General features: G+C 70.0%; 18 protein-coding genes and 1 pseudogene. 12 read left to right on the forward strand and 7 right to left on the reverse strand.

Annotated elements, in window-relative coordinates; translation table 11 throughout:
- The 7 genes from VPH46_RS14305 to VPH46_RS14335 all read left to right on the forward strand — a co-directional run bounded on the left by VPH46_RS14305 (position 1) and on the right by VPH46_RS14335 (position 6,948).
- The gene (locus tag VPH46_RS14305) at positions 1-1,389 is read left to right on the forward strand and encodes a protein adenylyltransferase SelO (RefSeq protein WP_416612241.1); all 1,389 of its coding nucleotides are present in this window, start codon (positions 1-3) and stop codon (positions 1,387-1,389) included.
- 79 nt (positions 1,390-1,468) lie between these two features.
- On the forward strand, positions 1,469-2,884 hold the full coding sequence (gene astD, locus VPH46_RS14310) for a succinylglutamate-semialdehyde dehydrogenase (RefSeq protein ID WP_416612243.1): 1,416 nt from the start codon (positions 1,469-1,471) through the stop codon (positions 2,882-2,884).
- Positions 2,885-2,968: 84 nt separating this feature from the next.
- The gene (gene cobA / locus VPH46_RS14315) at positions 2,969-3,757 is read left to right on the forward strand and encodes a uroporphyrinogen-III C-methyltransferase (protein WP_416612245.1); all 789 of its coding nucleotides are present in this window, start codon (positions 2,969-2,971) and stop codon (positions 3,755-3,757) included.
- A complete protein-coding gene (locus VPH46_RS14320; RefSeq protein ID WP_416612247.1) occupies positions 3,754-4,050 on the forward strand; it encodes a DUF2849 domain-containing protein in 297 nt (98 codons plus the stop codon). Before cobA ends, VPH46_RS14320 begins: the two co-directional genes overlap by 4 nt.
- A gap of 61 nt (positions 4,051-4,111) precedes the next feature.
- Positions 4,112-5,743 carry a nitrite/sulfite reductase gene (locus VPH46_RS14325; RefSeq protein ID WP_416612249.1) on the forward strand — a complete coding sequence of 544 codons (1,632 nt, stop codon included), beginning with the start codon at positions 4,112-4,114 and terminating at the stop codon, positions 5,741-5,743.
- The gene (locus tag VPH46_RS14330) at positions 5,736-6,188 is read left to right on the forward strand and encodes a DUF934 domain-containing protein (protein ID WP_416612251.1); all 453 of its coding nucleotides are present in this window, start codon (positions 5,736-5,738) and stop codon (positions 6,186-6,188) included. Before VPH46_RS14325 ends, VPH46_RS14330 begins: the two co-directional genes overlap by 8 nt.
- On the forward strand, positions 6,181-6,948 hold the full coding sequence (locus VPH46_RS14335) for a phosphoadenylyl-sulfate reductase (protein ID WP_416612253.1): 768 nt from the start codon (positions 6,181-6,183) through the stop codon (positions 6,946-6,948). Before VPH46_RS14330 ends, VPH46_RS14335 begins: the two co-directional genes overlap by 8 nt.
- 856 nt (positions 6,949-7,804) lie before the next feature.
- On the opposite strand, the gene VPH46_RS14340 is transcribed toward VPH46_RS14335, so the two are convergent.
- Positions 7,805-8,173: a DUF3088 family protein gene (locus VPH46_RS14340; RefSeq protein ID WP_416612255.1), complete on the reverse strand. Its 369-nt coding sequence runs from the start codon at positions 8,171-8,173 to the stop codon at positions 7,805-7,807.
- Positions 8,166-9,680 (reverse strand): replicative DNA helicase, encoded by a 1,515-nt coding sequence (locus VPH46_RS14345; protein ID WP_125960366.1) that lies wholly within the window; start codon positions 9,678-9,680, stop codon positions 8,166-8,168. Before VPH46_RS14345 ends, VPH46_RS14340 begins: the two co-directional genes overlap by 8 nt.
- Positions 9,681-9,805: 125 nt before the next feature.
- Between VPH46_RS14345 and VPH46_RS14350 the strand changes: the two genes are divergently transcribed.
- Genes VPH46_RS14350 through VPH46_RS14360 form a run of 3 tightly spaced genes read left to right on the forward strand, consistent with a single transcriptional unit; the run spans position 9,806 to position 11,409 of the window.
- On the forward strand, positions 9,806-10,288 hold the full coding sequence (locus VPH46_RS14350; RefSeq protein WP_416612257.1) for a UPF0262 family protein: 483 nt from the start codon (positions 9,806-9,808) through the stop codon (positions 10,286-10,288).
- Between the two features lie 9 nt (positions 10,289-10,297).
- The gene (locus tag VPH46_RS14355; protein WP_416612259.1) at positions 10,298-10,972 is read left to right on the forward strand and encodes a glycoside hydrolase family 25 protein; all 675 of its coding nucleotides are present in this window, start codon (positions 10,298-10,300) and stop codon (positions 10,970-10,972) included.
- Positions 10,969-11,409, forward strand: a complete 441-nt coding sequence (locus VPH46_RS14360; protein ID WP_416612261.1) for a cytidine deaminase — start codon at positions 10,969-10,971, stop codon at positions 11,407-11,409. Before VPH46_RS14355 ends, VPH46_RS14360 begins: the two co-directional genes overlap by 4 nt.
- A 249-nt stretch (positions 11,410-11,658) precedes the next feature.
- Here VPH46_RS14360 and VPH46_RS14365 read toward each other — a convergent pair whose 3' ends face one another.
- The 5 genes from VPH46_RS14365 to VPH46_RS14385 form a co-directional block, all read right to left on the reverse strand.
- The gene (locus VPH46_RS14365; RefSeq protein WP_416612263.1) at positions 11,659-13,113 is read right to left on the reverse strand and encodes an ATP-binding protein; all 1,455 of its coding nucleotides are present in this window, start codon (positions 13,111-13,113) and stop codon (positions 11,659-11,661) included.
- A gap of 234 nt (positions 13,114-13,347) precedes the next feature.
- Positions 13,348-14,223 carry a class A beta-lactamase gene (bla, locus tag VPH46_RS14370; RefSeq protein WP_416612265.1) on the reverse strand — a complete coding sequence of 292 codons (876 nt, stop codon included), beginning with the start codon at positions 14,221-14,223 and terminating at the stop codon, positions 13,348-13,350.
- Positions 14,223-14,552: a 2Fe-2S iron-sulfur cluster-binding protein gene (locus VPH46_RS14375; RefSeq protein WP_416612267.1), complete on the reverse strand. Its 330-nt coding sequence runs from the start codon at positions 14,550-14,552 to the stop codon at positions 14,223-14,225. The genes bla and VPH46_RS14375 overlap by 1 nt, the downstream gene beginning before the upstream one ends.
- Positions 14,549-15,637 carry a cysteine desulfurase family protein gene (locus VPH46_RS14380; RefSeq protein WP_416612269.1) on the reverse strand — a complete coding sequence of 363 codons (1,089 nt, stop codon included), beginning with the start codon at positions 15,635-15,637 and terminating at the stop codon, positions 14,549-14,551. The genes VPH46_RS14375 and VPH46_RS14380 overlap by 4 nt, the downstream gene beginning before the upstream one ends.
- Entirely contained in the window at positions 15,634-16,689 is a 1,056-nt protein-coding gene (locus VPH46_RS14385) for a cysteine desulfurase family protein (RefSeq protein WP_416612271.1), read from the reverse strand. The genes VPH46_RS14380 and VPH46_RS14385 overlap by 4 nt, the downstream gene beginning before the upstream one ends.
- A gap of 94 nt (positions 16,690-16,783) precedes the next feature.
- Here VPH46_RS14385 and VPH46_RS14390 point away from each other — a divergent pair, with 94 nt between their 5' ends.
- Both VPH46_RS14390 and VPH46_RS14395 read left to right on the forward strand, forming a co-directional pair.
- Positions 16,784-17,440, forward strand: a complete 657-nt coding sequence (locus tag VPH46_RS14390) for an alpha/beta hydrolase (protein ID WP_125960375.1) — start codon at positions 16,784-16,786, stop codon at positions 17,438-17,440.
- Between the two features lie 88 nt (positions 17,441-17,528).
- Positions 17,529-17,869 (forward strand): annotated as a pseudogene (locus VPH46_RS14395) (hypothetical protein); the annotation flags it as partial.

Below are 17,869 nucleotides of genomic sequence, written 5' to 3' on the forward strand. Positions count from 1 at the left end.
ATGGCCAATCGCTCGCAACCCAATCCGTCGCCCGTCCCCTATCGGCCCGAACAGGCGATCCTGGAGCTCGGCCCCGAATTCTACGATCCGGTCGCGGCGGCGGACTTTCCCAAGACGATCCTGCGTTTCCGCAACGATCGTGCGGCGGCGAGCGTGGGGCTCGACGCGCTCGACGATGCCGAGTGGATCGCGCATTTCGGACGCTTCCAGCCCTTGGCGGACAACCTCCAGACGCCGCTGGCGCTGCGCTATCACGGGCACCAGTTCCGGTCGTACAATCCGGACCTGGGCGACGGGCGCGGCTTCCTGTTCGCGCAGATGCGCGACGACCGCGGCCGGTTGATGGACCTGGGCACCAAGGGATCGGGGCAGACGCCGTGGAGCCGGTTCGGCGACGGGCGGCTGACGCTGAAGGGCGCAGTGCGCGAGATCCTGGCGACCGAGATGCTGGAGGCGCTGGGGGTAGAGACCAGCCGCACCTTCTCCGTCATCGAGACGGGCGAGGAACTGACACGCGGGGACGAGCCCTCCCCCACCCGCTCTGCGGTGATGGTGCGGCTGAGCCACGGGCATATCCGCATCGGCACCTTCCAGCGGCTCGCCTACCACCAGGACGCGGAATCGATGGAGCGGCTGGTCGGTTATGTGCTGCGCCACTTCTATGGCGAGGAGCCGGGCGAAGACGGGCCGGTGCGGCTGCTCGACCATGTGGTGACCCGCACCGCGCGGCTGGCGGGCCAGTATATGGCGGCGGGCTTCGTTCACGGCGTGCTCAACACCGACAACATCAACGTGACGGGTGAGAGCTTCGACTATGGCCCCTGGCGCTTCGCCCAGACCTGGGACCCCGCGTTCACGGCGGCCTATTTCGACCATGCCGGGCTCTACGCCTTCGGGCGCCAGCCGGAGGCGATCTACTGGGACGCGATGCAGCTGGCGGTGGCGCTGCGCACGCTGGTGGATTCCGAGCCGCTGATCGCGGTGCTCGAACAGTTCGCGCCGCGCTATCAGGAGGCGGTGCGCGCGGCCATGCTGTGGCGGCTGGGCGTGACCCCGCGCGGAGAGGCCGAGGATCGCACGCTCGTCGGGCAGATGGAGCTTGCCCTGCGGGAGACGAGCGCACCGGTGGACGCCTTCTTCCACGACGCGTTCGGGGGCAGCCTGCCGGACGAGCCCCGCTATGGCGAAGCCTTTGCCGCGGTGCGCGCGGCGCTCACCGGCTATGCGCCGCGCAAGCCGCGCGACCACCCGCATTGGGAGGCGGCGCCGTGCAAGCTCTCGATCGAGGAAGTGGAGGCGATCTGGGCGCCGATCGCCGAGGCGGACGACTGGTCGGCGCTGCACGACAAGGTGGCGCAGATCCGGCAGCTGGGCGAGGCGCTGCGCTAGGCGCGGCGCCTGGGCTGGCGAACTGGCATCCGTCGCGGCTTTGAGGCACACAGGTTCTCGCGCTTCACCACGAGGGCCAATGAGCGACATCGAACTCGTCTCGACCGAACCCGCGACCGGCGCCATTCTCTGGCGCGGCGCCTGCGGCAACGTCGACGCGGAAGTCACCGAGGCGCGGGCGAGCTGGCCGGCCTGGGCAGCGCAGCCCCTGTCCTATCGCGCGGAGGCATTGCGCCGCTTCGCCAACGTGGTGCGCGCGCGTGGGGAGGACTTTGCCGACCTGATCGCGCGCGAGACCGGTAAGCCGCTGTGGGAAGCACGCGGCGAGGTGGAGGCGGTGATGGCGAAGGTCGACGTGTCGATCTCCGCATTCGCCGAGCGCACCGGCCAGCGCCGGCTGGACGCACAAATGGGTTCGCGCCTGGCGCTGCGGCACAAGCCGCACGGCGTGCTGGCGGTGGTGGCGCCGTACAATCTTCCGGCCGACATCCCCAACGGCCACATCATGCCCGCGCTGCTGGCGGGCAATGCGGTGGTGTTCAAGCCTTCGGAAAAGACGCCGGCGACCGCCGCCTTCCTGGTCGAATGTTATCGGGCGGCCGGCATACCGGAAGGCTGCGTGCGGCTGCTGATCGGCGGGCGGGAAACCGGCCAGGCCCTGTCGGAGCACCCGCTGATCGACGGGCTGCTGTTCACCGGGTCGGCGCGCACCGGCCTTTCCCTCAACCGCCGCTTTGCCGAGCATCCGGAGAAGATCCTGGCGCTGGAGATGGGCGGCAACAATCCCATCCTGGTGTGGGACACGCCCGATCTCTACACGGCCGCGGTGCTGGTGGTGCAATCCGCCTTTCTGGGCGCGGGACAGCGCTGCACCGCCGCGCGCCGGCTGATCGTCGACCAGCGGCTGGCCGATCCGCTGCTGGAGCAGGTCAACGCGCTGATCGACCGGATGATCATCGACGTGCCCCATGCCGATCCCGCCCCCTTCATGGGGCCGATGATCGACAATGATGCCGCCGATCGCCTCACCGAGCGGTTCCTGAACCTGTCGGGCAAGGGCGGCCGCCCGATCCGCTATCTGGAGCGGCCGGTCGAGGGGCGTCCCTTCGTCACCCCCGCATTGGTGGACATGACCGAGGCGAGCGAACGCCCGGACGCCGAATTCTTCGGGCCGTTGCTCCAGGTCATCCGTGCCGAAAGCTTCGAGGCGGCGGTCGCGGAGGCGAACAACACCCGCTACGGCCTGTGCGCCACGCTCGTGAGCCAGGATCCCAGGCGCTACGACGCCTTTTGGGCGAACATCCGCGCCGGCATCATCAACTGGAACCGGCCGACCACCGGCACGTCGTCCAAGGCGCCGTTCGGGGGCCTGGGCTGGTCCGGCAACCACCGGCCCGGTGCCTTCTACGCGGCGGACTATTGCGCCTACCCCGTCGCCTCGTCGGAGGCCGAGCAGGCGCGCGCGTCGATCGGCGTCGGGTTGCGCGACGGCTGAGCGCAAGGCTCGCAAAGTTTCGCTAGGGGCAGGCGAAGCAAGGGTGGCGTTGCGGCCGCGCGCGCGAACCGCCATCTGCCCAGCATGCCGACGCTACTCGATCCGCACGCGCGTGGGCGCGTCATCCTGGTGGGCGCAGGACCCGGCGATCCGGGCCTGCTGACCGTACGCGCAGTCGAAGCGCTGAAAAGCGCCGACGTCGTGGTGCACGACGGACTGGTGGACGCGCGGGTGCTCGACATCGCCCCCGCCGCCGCCCAGCGCATCTCGGTCGCCAAGCGCCGTTCGCGCCACACGCTGCCGCAGGAGTCGATCAACGCGCTGATCGTGGCGCATGTGAAGACCGGCGCGATCGTCGTGCGGCTGAAGGGCGGCGACCCGTTCATCTTCGGCCGCGGTGGCGAGGAAGTCGAAGCGGTGCGCGCGGCAGGGCTGCCGGTGGAAGTCATCCCAGGCGTGTCGGCGGCACTGGGCTGTGCGGCGGGCGCGATGCTGCCGCTCACCCATCGTGACTGGTCGTCGGCGGTGAGCTTCGTCGCCGGCCAGTGCAAGGGACTGACCGACCAGGATTGGTCGGGGCTTGCCGGCAAGGGCCGCACGCTGGTGATCTACATGGGCGTGGCGACGGCCGAGGCGATCGCGGACAAGCTGATGGCGGACGGCGTCGCCCCGGACATGCCGGTGGCGGTGCTGGAGCGCGGCACGCTGCCCGGCGCACGCGCGCTGCGCACGCTGCTGGCGGATCTCGGCCCGATGGTCGCGCGCGAGGGCGTGCAGAGCCCGGCGGTGATCGTGGTGGGCGAAGTGGTCCAGCTGGCGGATGCAGAGGACAAGCTGGGCGCCTGGGCGACCGCAGCGGAGGCAATGGCGTGAAGATCCTGACGGGCAATGATCTGGCGAGCGGCGACGTGGTGTGGTGGACCGGCAGCGGCTGGTCCCGGCACCTGGCGGACGCGGTGGACGTCGGCAGCAATGGCGAGGCGATCGCCCATGTCGAGGAAGCCGCGCTGCGCGTGAACGTGCCTTATGTGATCGACGCGGAAGCGACTGCCGAGGGCCCCCGCCCCGCCCATATCAAGGATCGCATCCGGGCGCTCGGCCCCACGGTGCGGCCCGACCTGACGCTGAAGCCTGCCGATCCCGATGCCGGAAGCTGGGTGATCTGAACAACTGCCGCGGCGCCAACCGGCGCGCGATCCCGGCGAATGCCGGTGTGACGAGGGTAGCATGTACAAGTACGACGAATATGACCGCTCCATCGTCGAGGGCCGGATCGCGGAGTTCAGCGATCAGGTCGCACGGCGCCTATCGGGGCAGATCACCGAGGACCAGTTCAAGCCGCTGCGGCTGATGAACGGCCTGTATCTTCAGCTGCACGCCTATATGCTGCGCGTGGCCGTCCCCTATGGGACGATGGACAGCCGCCAGATGCGGATGCTGGGCCATATCGCGCGCACCTATGACCGGGGCTACGGCCATTTCACCACGCGCCAGAACCTGCAGTTCAACTGGATCAAGCTGGAGGATACGCCCGCGATCCTGCGCGAGCTGGCGACCGTCGAGATGCATGCCATCCAGACCAGCGGCAACTGCATCCGCAACATCTCGTCGGACCAGTACGCCGGTGCCGCCGCCGACGAGGTGACGGACCCGCGCCCCTGGGCCGAGCTGCTGCGCCAGTGGTCGACCTTCCACCCCGAGTTCACCTACCTGCCGCGCAAGTTCAAGATCGCGGTGATCGCAGCCGACGAGGATCGCGCGGCGATGCGGCTGCACGACATCGGGCTGCAGATCATCGAGCGCGACGGCAAGCTGGGCGCGGCGGTATATGTGGGCGGCGGCATGGGTCGTACGCCGATGATCGCCTCGCTGATCCGCGACTTTGTGCCGTTCGAGGACTTCGTCAGCTATCTGGAAGCGTGCCTGCGCGTCTACAATCGCTATGGCCGGCGCGACAACATCTACAAGGCGCGCATCAAGATCCTGCTCCACGAGATCGGCGCCGACGAATACCGCCGCCAGGTGGAGGAAGAGTTCGTGGCGGTGAAGGCGCTGGGGATCGACCCGCCGCAGGCCGAGTTCGACCGCATCGCCGCCCATTTCGCGCCGCCGCCGTTCGAGGAAGGCCTGTCGGACGCGCTCGACCGCAGCGATCCCGACTTCGCGGTGTGGCTGGACCAGAACGTCAAGGCGCACAAGCAGCCGGGCTATGCGATCGTCAACATCAGCCTGAAGCCGACCAAGGGCATTCCGGGCGACGCATCGGCCGACCAGATCGATCGCATGGCCGAGCTTGCCGAGCGCTACAGCTTCGACGAGCTGCGCGTGACGCATGCGCAGAACATCGTCCTGCCGCACGTCCGCAAGCCGGACCTCTATGCCGTCTGGCAGCAGCTGGTGGAGGCTGGGCTCGCCGAGGCGAACCTGGACCTGATCGGCGACATCATCGCCTGCCCGGGGCTCGATTATTGCAGCCTCGCAAATGCGCGTTCGATCCCGCTCGCGCAGAAGATCGCGGGGCGCTTTGCCGACCTGGGCCGCCAGCGCGATCTGGGCGAACTGAAGCTCAAGATCTCGGGCTGCATCAACGCGTGCGGCCACCATCATGCCGGGCACATCGGCATCCTGGGCGTGGACCGGAAGGGCACGGAAAATTTCCAGCTGCTGCTGGGCGGATCGGGCGCGGAGGACGTGAGCCTGGGCAAGATCACGGGTCCGGGCTTTTCGGAGGACGGCGTGGTCGACGCGATCGAGCGCGTGACGGACCGCTATCTGGCCGAGCGGCAGGAGGGCGAGCGCTTCGTCGACACATACCGGCGCATCGGCATGGAGCCGTTCAAGGAGGCGATCTATGGCTGAGCTGACCACCAATCCGGCCGACGCCGGCTTCCTGCGCTTCCGCGACGATGCCCCGCATGACGAGCCGGCGGTTACGCTGGACGCGTTCCTGGGCCAGTCGAACGCCACGGCCGTGCGGCTGGAAGCGGGCGACGATGCGCGGGCGCTGCTCCCCTACCTCGACCGCATCGCGCTGGTGGAGGTGAGCTTCCCCAAGTTCCGCGATGGCCGCGGCTATTCCTCGGCCCGGGTGCTGCGCGAGGCCGGGTATGAGGGCGAGCTGCGCGCGCAGGGCGACGTGCTGGTCGACCAGCTGCTGCCGATGCGGCGCTGCGGGTTCGACAGCTTTGCGCCCGAGGCCCCGATCGACCGGGCGACGGCGGAGGCGGCGCTGAGCCGCTACGCGCATTTCTACCAGCGGGCTGCCGACCCGGTGCAACCGGTGTGGAAACTGCGTCATGGCTAATGCCGCACTGCGCATCCCCGACCGGCTTGATCTCGCGCCGCGCTTCACGCTGGCGGATGCGGCACGGCTGAACGAGGGCTTCCGCGGCGTCGACACGCAGGAGATGCTGCGCGTGGCGCTGGGCGAAGGGCTGCTCGGCGAGGTGGCGGTGGTGTCGTCGTTCGGCGCGGAATCGGCGGCGCTGCTGCACCTGGTGGCGAGCGTCGACCGTTCGGTGCCGGTGCTGTTCCTCGACACCGGCAAGCATTTCCCGGAGACGATCGCCTATCGCGACGAACTGGTGCGCTTCCTGGGCCTCACCGACCTGCGCATCCTCCAGCCCGATGCCGAGCGGCTGGCGGCGCGGGACGAGAGCGGGTTGCGCTGGTCCTATGACCCGGATGGCTGCTGCGAGATCCGCAAGGTCGAGCCGCTCGCCCGCGGGCTCGCCGGGTTCGACGCGAGCTTCACCGGGCGCAAGGCGTTCCAGGCGGCGACGCGCGCGAACCTGCCGCGGTTCGAGTTGGATGGTGACCGGCTGAAGGTGAACCCGCTGATCACCTGGTCCAAGGAAGAGCTCGACGCCTATTTCGCCGCGCACGACCTGCCGGTGACCCCGTTGGTGGCGATGGGTTATCCGTCGATCGGCTGCCAGCCGTGCACCAACAAGGTGGCGCCGGGCGAAGACCCGCGCTCGGGCCGCTGGAGCGGCTGGAACAAGACCGAATGCGGGATCCACACCCCCATTCCCGACGGCGACCCCAACCAGCCCGTCTTCTGACCGGCCGCGGCCAGGCCGCGCTGCGTCTCCCCCTCGCGCCCTCAGTGCTCTCGCAGAAGCGGGAGGCTGGGGGCGTTTGCGTATCCTTCTGAACGGTCGGCGCTCTCGTGGTTGCGAGAGCGCGTTCGCGCGCCTGTTGGTGTGGGCGAGCCTGTGGATAAGCTGTTGGCAGCCGGTGAGCGACGCGTTGGTCCGGCGCGGATCGCGGGTTGAATTTGGCGGTGGACAGGCTGTGCGTTGGTCGTGCGCAAGCTTGTGGACGGGTTGTGGACAGGATGTGCAAAACACTGCGGATAACCTGTGGATAGGGCGTGCGCTAATACGGGCAGAGATCGGTGAATGATCGCTGCACAAGCTGTGGATAAGTTGTGGAGGGACACCTCCGCGGCGTCCAAGAATGCCGGATGTCTGTGGGCAGCCGACACGTGCCCCAAGCGAAACGACGTACCCCGGCGGAGGCCGGGGCCCAGTTGGGATGATGGTGCCGGGGCATGCTGACTTCGACAATACCGCGGCTGGCCCGTGGGGTGCCGCGGTCTTCGCTCAAACCCTCACCGCGCTCCTGCGCAGGCAGGAGCCCAGGGTTGCGAGACGCCGCGAGCAGTCGTTCTGCTTGGCCCTGGATTCCTGCCTGCGCAGGAATACGACGGTATGGCGCTGTTGCGGGTGTCGCGGCGGCCCGGTTGCCGGGGCGGCTGGAACGGTGGTGCGCGCACGTCTGACGGCGCCGCAGCTGGGCCCCGGCCTTCGCCGGGGTACGCCTGCGGCCTGGGACGGTGACTGGACCTAGCGGGTGCCGGGGCTAGCGGACGTGTTTCCGAGGTGGCGACGGCCTCCCTCGGCTACTGCCGCCCCCTTACGGATGCCGGCGTGGGATCTCGTGCCGCACCGCCAGCGCCTCCAGGATCGCGTCGCGGGTGTCGGCGAAGCGTAGGCCGTTGGCCTCGCCCGTCGCGAGCGCCGCGGGCGCGTCGTCGGCGAGGATCAGCAGGGGAAGCGACTGGTGCGCCTCCCCTACCAGCGCCACCACCCGCTCGCGGGGGCGGGCCCAGGCGACGTGCTCGATGTCGAGGCGCTCGCGAAGCTGTGGATAGGCCGCGAGGACGCCTTCGATCACGATGCAGTCGAAGCAGAAATAGTGCGCGTCCGGGTAGGCAGGATCGGTGCTCGTCGGGTCGATCAGGATCAGCCGGTCGCTCGTGCCCTGCCCGTCCGCGTCACTCATTGTCGAAGCTGCCGTAGTTCTCGCCGACATAGTCGCTGAAGCGCGTGATCGTCGGCTCGAACTTCATCGTGACCTTGCCGGTGGCGCCGTGACGCTGCTTGGCGATGATGAGCTCGGCGAGGCCGTAGACGCGCTCCATGTCGACCGCCCATTTCGCGTGATCCTCGAACACGCGCGCATCGTCGCCGTCGCGCGGGCGCTTGGGCTCCTTGGCGGCGACGTAATAATCCTCGCGGTACACGAACCACACCATGTCGGCGTCCTGCTCGATCGAGCCGGATTCACGAAGGTCGGAGAGCTGCGGGCGCTTGTCCTCGCGCTGCTCCACCGCACGGCTGAGCTGGGAGAGCGCGATCACCGGCACGCCGATGTCCTTCGCCAGCGTCTTCAGGCCGCGGCTGATCTCCGAGATTTCGTTCACGCGGTTGTCGGAGCGGCCGGTGCCCTGCAGCAGCTGGAGATAGTCGACCACCACCAGCCCGAGCTGGTCGTCCAGGCGGCGGTGGAGACGGCGCACGCGCGTGTGCAGGCCGCTGATCGAAAGACCGGCGGTGTCGTCGATGTAGAGCGGCAGCGATTCGAGGTCGGCGGCGGCGTCCGCCAGCTTCACGAACTCCGCCTTGCTGATCTTGCCCATGCGCAACGCTTCGGAGCTGATGCCGGACTGTTCGGCGAGCACGCGGGTGGCGAGCTGGTCGGCCGACATTTCCAGGCTGAAGAAGGCGACCTTCGCGCCGACCGACTTGCCCTTTTCCACGCCGGCACGCTGGTCGTCCATGAAGCGGCGCGCGGCGTTGAAGGCGATGTTGGTGGCAAGCGAGGTCTTGCCCATGCCGGGACGGCCCGCGAGGATGATCAAGTCGGAATGGTGGAGACCACCGATCCGCGAATTGATGCTGTCGAGGCCGGTGGTGACGCCCGACAGGCCACCGCCCGAGTTGAGCGCGCGGTCGGCCATCTGCACGGCCATGGTCGTCGCCTGGGCGAAGCTCTTGACCGTGTTGGCGGTGGTGCCCTCGGCGGCGACGCGGAACAGCGCCTCTTCGGCCTGCTCGATCTGCTTGCGCGGGTCGATCGTCTGGCTGGTGTCGAGCGCGTTTTCGACGAGCGTCGTGCCGACGGTGATCAGCGCACGCAGCTGGGCGAGGTCGTAGATCTGCTCGGCGAACTGCTTGGCACCCAAGAGGCCCGCGCCGCTGCCGGTGAGCTGAGCGAGATAACCCGGACCGCCGAGCTCGCGCATGCCGGCGTCATCCTCGAACAACGGGCGCAGCGTGACCGGGTTGGCGAGCATGTTCTGGCGGCGCACGTCGCGGATCTTTTCGAAGATGCGGGCGTGGACCGGTTCGAAGAAATGGTCCGGCTCGAGTCGCTCGACGATGTCGTCGGCCAGCCGGTTGTCGATCATCATCGCGCCCAGCAGTGCCGCTTCCGCCTCGACGTTCTGGGGGAGGCGCGCAGCCGGGGACGGAGCGGACGAGCCGCCGATATGTGCAAGTGTGGCCATGGACCTGCTTTTCCCAGACGCGGCGGCCAAGCTCAAGCGACCCTAAGCGAAACATCTGTGGACAGGTGCGTTTTGCCGGCTTGGGCGTTGCCAAGGCGCGCCAAACGGCTAAGCGCTGCTCCACCATGGCCGATCCGCGGATCATCGACGTCTCGCTCGACGAGCGCACCATTCTCTGGCGCAGCGCGGACGTCGAGCAGGAACGGCGGATCGCGATCTACGACCTGCTGGAGGGCAACCGCTTCGCGCCGCAACGGGTGCATGCCGACGGCTATGCCGGGCCGTACCGCGTGCGGCTGCGGGTAGAGGACGGGCGGCTGGCGATCGACATCCGCCGCGCCGACGACAGCCCGCTGGAGACGCTGGTGCTGGGCCTTGCCCGCTTCCGCCGGCCGATCCGCGACTATTTTGCGATCTGCGACAGCTATTACCAGGCGCTGCGCCAGGCGACGCCGCAGCAGATCGAGACCATCGACATGGCGCGCCGGGGTCTCCACAACGAAGGCGCCGAGCTGCTGATCGAGCGGCTCCGCGGCAAGATCGAGATTGATTTCGATACGGCGCGCCGCCTTTTCACGCTCATCTGCGTGCTGCACATCAGGGGTTGAATTCAGGGAATGCGGGTTTTGAAGGCGGTGCTCGCCATCGCGGCGGCGCTGTGCCTCGCGGGGGCCGCGGGCTGGCACTATGCGACCGACTGGCGGCCCTCGACGGGGGAATATCCGGTGCAGGGCATCGACGTCTCGGAGGAGACCGGGCCGGTCGACTGGCTGACGGCGCGCGCCCGCGGCGTGGACTTCGCCTATGTCCGCGCGATCGGCGACGGCACGCGGCGCGACCGGCTGTTCCAGTCCAACTGGGCGGCGCTGGGGGACGCGGGCATCCGCCGCGGCGTGATCCACCAGTTCTCGCTGTGCCGGCCGGCGGAGGCGCAGGCGGACGCGTTCGTCACCTTCGTGCCGCGCGCGATCGACGCGCTGCCGACGGTGCTGGAGCTGGAACTGGACGAAGGCTGCGCCCGTCGCCCGGAGCGCGCGCAGGTCCTTGCCGGCATCCGCCGCTTCCTGGAGGTGGTGGAGCACCACACCGGTTCGCCGATGCTGCTCAAGGTCTCCGAGCCGTTCGAAAAGGCCTATGCGGTGAGCGGCGCGGTCGACCGGCCGCTGTGGGCCGCCCAGGAGTTCTTCGCGCCCCTCTATCTGGCACGCCCGTGGCGGATGTGGCAGGCGAGCACCATCCGGCGGATCGACGGCGTCGACCGCCCCGTCCATTGGGATGTCGTTGCACCATGACCGAGACCGAAGCCCTGATCGCGGCGGCACGCACCGCCGCCCGCAACGCCCACGCGCCCTACTCGCGCTTTGCGGTCGGCGCCGCGCTGCGCATGACCGACGGCAGCGTCATCACTGGCGCCAATTTCGAGAATGCGAGCTACGGCCTCTCGCTGTGCGCGGAGACGGTGGCCGTTGCGACCGCCAGCGCGCAGGGGCGACTGGGGGAGATCGCCGAGGTGGCCGTGATCGGCGGGATGATGGTCGATGGCGTGGCAACCGGGGACGTGCCGGTGCGGCCGTGCGGGCGCTGCCGCCAGGTGCTGAACGAGGCGGCGCAGATCGGGCGGCGGGACTTGCGGGTATTCTGCGCAGGTGCGGAGGGCGATGCGGTCGAGGAGCATCGGCTGTCGGAGCTGCTGCCGCATGCGTTCGGGCCGGCGGATCTGGGGTTGTAGGGGCGCCGCGAGCGTACCCCGGCGAAGGCTCAGGTGGGACGATCTGGCCGGATCGCGCCTCACAGCGGCCTTCCCAACTGGGCCCCGGCCTTCGCCGGGGTACGGGTGTGGGTGGCGACAGTCAGGCTGCTCCTGACACATTCTCCGTGCTCCCGCGAAGGCGGGAGCCCAGGGCACCAGGCATTATCAGCCGTTTCTCTGCTTGGCCCTGGATCCCCGCTTTCGCGGGGATACGACGGAGCGTGGGCGTTACGCCGCGACTTCGGACGCTTCGGTCGTCCAGCCGAGGTGCGGCAGCGTGATCGATCTCCGGCCGGACAGGTCGGTGCGGCACACGAACAGCTCGCGGCTTTCGATATAGGCGACCAGCCGCTTCACCCGGCCCATCGAGCTGGTGCCATAGGTGCGCGCGATCTCCTCGTCGCTCGGGCACGGCTCCCCCGCACGCGCGGCGCGGGCGATCAGCAGGAAGGGCCCGAGCATGTCGTCGGGCAGCGAGGCGGCGAGCTGGAGCGCGTCGCCCCACTCGGCTTCCGGCGACTCGAAGATGCCGGCGCGGGCGCACGACAGGCGGCGGGTGAAGCCCGGCAGGTCGAGCGGCGGGCGCGACAGCCCCGCCATGCGGCAGCGGACGCCGAAGTCCTGGTAGAGCATCGCCGCCGGGCGCTGCGCCGCGTCGTCGTCCGACAGGATCGCGCGCAGCACGTCGGCGATGATCGTGTCGGTCTCCTCTTCCGAACGCTCGGGGAGCGCCGGGGTGGCGATCGGCCCGGCCGGGCGCTCGATCGCCGCCATCACCTCTTCGGGAGGCGGCGCCGGGCGAACCGGCATCGGCAGCGGCAGCATCTCCTCCACGGGGGCGAGCAACAGGTCCTTGATGTCGGCCACCTGGCCGGAGGGGAGCGGCGTCAGCTTGGGGCTGCCGCTGCGCGCCGAGGTTTCGACCGCGCCGATCCGCACCGCCACAGGCCTGCGCGTGACGGCCGGGCCGAGCGCGAGGAAGGTGCCGCGCTGAAGGTCGCGGATCTGTTCGGCCTGGCGACGCTCCATGCCGAGCAGGTCGGCTGCGCGGGCCATGTCGATGTCGAGGAAGGTGCGGCCCATCAGGAAGTTGGACGCCTCGGCCGCGACGTTCTTGGCGAGCTTTGCCAAGCGCTGGGTGGCGATCACGCCGGCAAGGCCGCGCTTGCGGCCGCGGCACATCAGGTTGGTCATCGCCGACAGCGACGCGCGGCGGACTTCCTCCGCCACTTCGCCGCCGGTGGTGGGGGCGAACAGCTGCGCCTCGTCCACCACGACGAGCGCTGGATACCAATGCTCGCGCGGCGCATCGAACAGCGCCGAGAGGAACGCGGCGGCGCACCGCATCTGGCCTTCCGCCTCCAGCCCTTCCAGGCTGAGCACGACGGAGGCGCGATGTTCGCGCGCCCGGGCGGCGAACTTCGCCACCTCGCGCTCGCTGTGGTCGACCGCATCGATGACGATGTGGCCATAGGCGGCGGACAGGGTGACGAAGTCCCCTTCCGGGTCGATGACGACCTGCTGGACGTGGCGCGCGCTGCGTTCGAGCAGGCGGCGCAGCAGGTGCGACTTGCCCGAGCCCGAATTGCCCTGAACCAGCAGACGGGTGGCGAGAAGTTCTTCGAGATCAATCGGAACCGGCTTGCCGGCCGGATCGGTTCCCATGTCGACGGCAACGGTCATGGCAGGGCGTTTGGACGATGGCAGGGGGCTGCGGCAAGGGGGATGCGACGGTTTTCGCAGACAGCACCGCGCCGCCATCTCCCCCCTCTCCCAAAGCCGTTTGTCTCGAGTAGGGATCGAGCTTGTCGAGAGCCCGTATCGAGAGAGCCACCGCGGGCGCCCTCTCGATACGCCGTCTCGACAAGCTCGACGGCTACTCGAGGCAAACGGGTGTCGGGAACAGGATGGTCGGCGTCAGGCGAACAGCTGCCCCACCAGCGATCCCACGGAGGCAATCGCCTGGTCCGCCTTCTCCGGCGCGATCCCGGGCGCGTCGAGGTAGCAGGCGATCAGGATCGGCTTGCGGTTCGGAGGCCAGGCGATGGCGATGTCGTTGGCCTGCCCGTTGCCGCTGGTGCCGGTCTTGTCGCCGACTCGCCAGCTCTTGGGGAGACCGGCGCGCAGCCGCTTGTCGCCGGTGCGGCAGCCGATCATCCAGTCGGTCAGCTGCTTGCGCGAGGCCGGCTCCAGCACGTCGCCCGTGAGCAGCGCCGCCAGCAGCGTCGTCATCGCCATCGGCGTCGTCGTGTCCCGCAGCTCGCCGGGCTTGTAGTCGTTGAGCTCGGGCTCGACGCGGTCGAGCCGGGTGATCGTGTCGCCTGCCGAGCGCAGGAAGCGCGTCAGGCCGGACGGCCCGCCGAGCTGCGGCAGCAGGAGGTTGGCGGCGGCATTGTCGCTCCACTCGACGGCAGCGGCGCATAGCTCCGCGAGCGTCATCTGCCCGCGGGGCAGGTTCTCACGCACCACCGGGGCATAGTCCAGGAGATCGCCTTGCGTGAAGCGGATCGGGCGCTGGAGGTCGAGTTCGCCACGATCGGCGCGCGCGAGGATCGCGGCGGCAAGCGGCACCTTGAAGGTCGAGCACAAGGGATAGCGGGCCAGCGGGTCGAGCCACAGGCGGCGCCCGGTGCCCGTGTCCAGCACCGACACGCCGAGCCGGCCGCCTGCCTCCCTCGCGATCGCCGCGAGCGGATCGGCGGGCGCGGCGAAGGCGGCGCTGCCCAGCGCCTCCAGCCAGGTCGGCAGCAGCACCGCGGCCGCGGCGCCGGCGACGAACTCGCGCCGCCGCATCAGCGCCGCCTCGCGTCGGCCTGCTGGCCGGGCATACGGACGGTGAGGCCGTCGAGCGCGTCGGTGAGCGTGATCTGGCAGGCGAGCCGGCTGGTGCGCGTGGCGCCGGGGGCGAAATCGAGCATGTCTTCCTCTTCCTCCGAAGGCGGCGGCAGCAGGTCGGCGAATTCGGCGGCGACGATGACGTGGCAGGTCGAACAGGCCATCTGCCCGTCGCAGGTGCCCTCCAGCGGCTGGCCATAGGCCTGGGCCAGATCGAGCAGCCGATCGCCGGCAGCGCCGCGCGCTTCCTCGACCGTGCCGTCGACGCCGATGAAGCGGACGATCATGCCGCCACCTTCTGCGCGCGCGCCGCTGCGTCGATCCGGGTGATGGCGTTCAACAATTCCTCCTCGCTGGTGGTGCGGCCGAAGCCGATGCGGATGCTCGATCGCGCCTCCGCGTCCGACAGGCCGATCGCGCGAAGCACGTGGCTCGGCCGCCCCGACCCGCTGGCACAGGCCGAGCCGGCGGAGAAGGCGATGTCGCGCAGGTCGCTCATCAACCGCGCCACATCGAGCCCTGCGCGCCGCAGGTTGAGGTTGCCGCGGTAGCGGTGCTCGGTCGAGCCGTTCACCCGCCAATCGGGCCCGAGCGCTGCCAGTGCCGCCTGGGCGAGGCGGGCGACGTGCGCCGCGTCGTCGTGCCGCTCCACCGCGAGCCGGGCGGCGGCGCCGAAGCCGGCGCACAATGCGGGCGAGAGCGTGCCGGAACGTCCCGGCGCCTCCTGACCGCCGCCGTGGAGCAGCGGCGCGAGCGGCACGCCGTCGCGGACCCACAGCGCGCCGATGCCCTTCGGCCCGTGGATCTTGTGGGCGGAGACGGCGACCAGATCGCAGCTGTCGGGGATGGGCACCCGACCGTAGCCCTGCACCGCATCGCACAGGAACCGCGCGCCGGCGGCGTGGGCCAGTGCGGCGAGCTCCGCGATCGACTGGATCACCCCGATCTCGTTGTTGACCAGCATCGCCGCCACCAGGCCGGTGCCGGGCCGGATCGCGCGGGCGGCTTCGTCCAGATCGATGCGGCCGTCGCTGCCGACGGGCAGGATGGTGACCGGCCGGCCTTTCCGCGCCTCGGCAGCGACGGTGTCGAGCACGGCGGCGTGCTCGGTCGCGAGCGTCACGATCGGGCCCTGGGTACCCTGGATCGCCCAGTTGAGCGCCTCGGTGGCGCCGGAGGTGAAGGCGACGCGGCCGCCCTCCGGCAGCAGCCTGGCCACCTGTCCGCGCGCTACCTCCACCGCGGCGCGGGCGGCGCGGCCCTCGCGATGCGGAGAGTGCGGGTTGGCGTGCTGGCGCTCCAGCCAGGGAAGCATCGCCGCCAGTGCCTCAGGGGCGAGCGGGGTCGTCGCCTGATAGTCGAGGTAGCTCATGCCGCCCGCGCCCGCGCTTCGCGGGCGATCGCGGTCCAGGCGACGGCGAAGCGGCTGACGTCCTCGGCACGGGTGTTCCAGCCGAAGCTCACTCGCACCACCTCCCGCGCCGCCTGCGTTTCCCAGCCCATCGCCCCGAGCACGTGGCTGGGCTTGAGGCTGCCGGACGAGCAGGCGCTGCCGGCGGACACCGCGATGCCGCTGCCGTCGAAGCGGATCAGCTGCGCGGCGGAGGCGACGCCCGGCATGCGATAGGCGGCGATGGTGGCGAGGCGGGGTGCCTCCCCGGCCACGACCTCCCCGCCTTCCGCGATCACCGCCGCGTCTAGGGTCGCGCGCCATTCGGTCGCCTGTTCCAGCCAGTCGCGCGGCGCTTCCAGCGCGGCCGAGAAGCCGAGGACGCCGGGCAGGTTCTCGGTCCCGCCGCGATAGCCCTGCTCCTGGCCGCCCGTGGGTTCGAGGGCCGCGAAGTCGCGCACCAGCAGCGCGCCGATGCCCGGCGGCCCGCCGAGCTTGTGCGCGGACACCGCGATCAGGTCCGCGTCGGGCAGCGGGAGCTTGCCCGCCGATTGCGCACAGTCCGCGAACAGCAGGTCCCCGCGTGCGCGAATCTCGGTGGCGAGCGTGTCGAGCGGCTGGAGCACGCCCGTTTCCGAATTGGCCGCCTGGATCGCGAACAGCCGCCGTTCGCCGGAGGGATCGGGCAGCGCGACCTGCCCGGTCGCATCCACCGGCAGCCGCTCCGCATCGCCCGCGGCGCGCAGGACGGCGTCGTGTTCGGTCGGCGACACGGCGATCCGCACGCCCTTTGCCCGCCCGAGCGCCAGCGCGATCGCCTCGCTCGCCCCGCTGGTGAGGATCACCTCGTGCCGCCAGCCGAGCGCTGCCGCGATGCGGGTGCGGGCATCCTCCAACATGCGCCGCGCGGCGCGCCCTTCGGCATGGGGAGACGAGGGGTTCGCCCAGCGCGCCATGCCCTCTACCACCGCGGCGATCGCCTCCGGTCGCGTCGGGGTTGTTGCGGCATGGTCCAGATAGAGTCGTTCGGCCAAGAATCGTTCCGATTGCGCGGGAAAGCCTGCCGCCTATATAGCGCGCAGCTTGCTGCGCCCAACCGCGCGCCCCATTTCTCTCGGCAGGAAGCCCATGCCCGAAGTCATCTTTCCCGGCCCGGAAGGGCGCCTCGAAGGTCGTTTTGCCCCCGCTCCGCGCCCGCGCGCACCCGTGGCGATGATCCTCCACCCGCATCCCAACGCCGGCGGCACGATGAACAACCGCATCGTGCAGGAGCTCTACAAGACCTTCCAGCGCCGCGGCTTCGCGACGCTGCGCTTCAACTTCCGCGGCGTCGGCAAGAGCCAGGGCACGTTCGACAACGGCGTCGGCGAGCTGTCGGACGCCGCTTCCGCGCTCGACTGGGTGCAGAGCTTCCACCCGGAGGCGCAGACGACCTGGGTCGCCGGCTTCGGCTTCGGCGCGTGGATCGGCATGCAGCTGCTGATGCGCCGCCCCGAGATCCGCGGCTTCATCTCGATCGCGCCGCCGGCGAACATGTTCGACTTCACCTTCCTCGCGCCCTGCCCGTCCTCGGGCATCATCATCCAGGGCGAGGCGGACGAGGTGGTGACGCCGGCCGCGACCCAGAAGCTGGTCGACAAGCTGCGCACGCAAAAGCACATCACCATCCACCACGACGTGATCCCGGGCGCGAACCACTTCTTCGAGCACGAGATGCCGGAGCTGATGGGCAGCGTGGACCGCTACCTCGACATGCGGCTCGACCCGAACTCGCCGATCCGCTGACCTGCAAGCCCGGGGGCGCCACGCGTCCCCGGAGCCGCCTCCAACACATGATTGCGGCGCCTGCGCGCGCGGTGTAGGCGCGCCAGCAATGCGCGCGGCGTCCGATCCCATCTCGTCGTATCGCGCGTCCCGCCGGCCCCGCACGATCGCGTTGCTGCTGGCGGTCGGGATCAACGTCCTGATCCTGATCATGCTGCTGACGCTGGCGCCGCGGCTGTTGCCGCCGCCGCCGCCCGAGGCTGCGCCCCCCGTCTTCGACATCACCCCCGATCCGCCCCAGACCCAGGCCGCCGGCGACCCCGAGGTGCCGAAGACCGGCGGCGGCGCCACCGCACGCAGCCGCCCCAAGGACTGTCTCTTATACACATCTGGCGTGATGGGGGGGGGGGGGGGGGGGGGGGGGGGGGGGGGGGGGGGGGGGGGGGGGGG

This window comes from Sphingomonas sp. MJ1 (PH-R8) (genome assembly GCF_048058635.1).
Lineage (GTDB): Bacteria > Pseudomonadota > Alphaproteobacteria > Sphingomonadales > Sphingomonadaceae > Sphingomonas.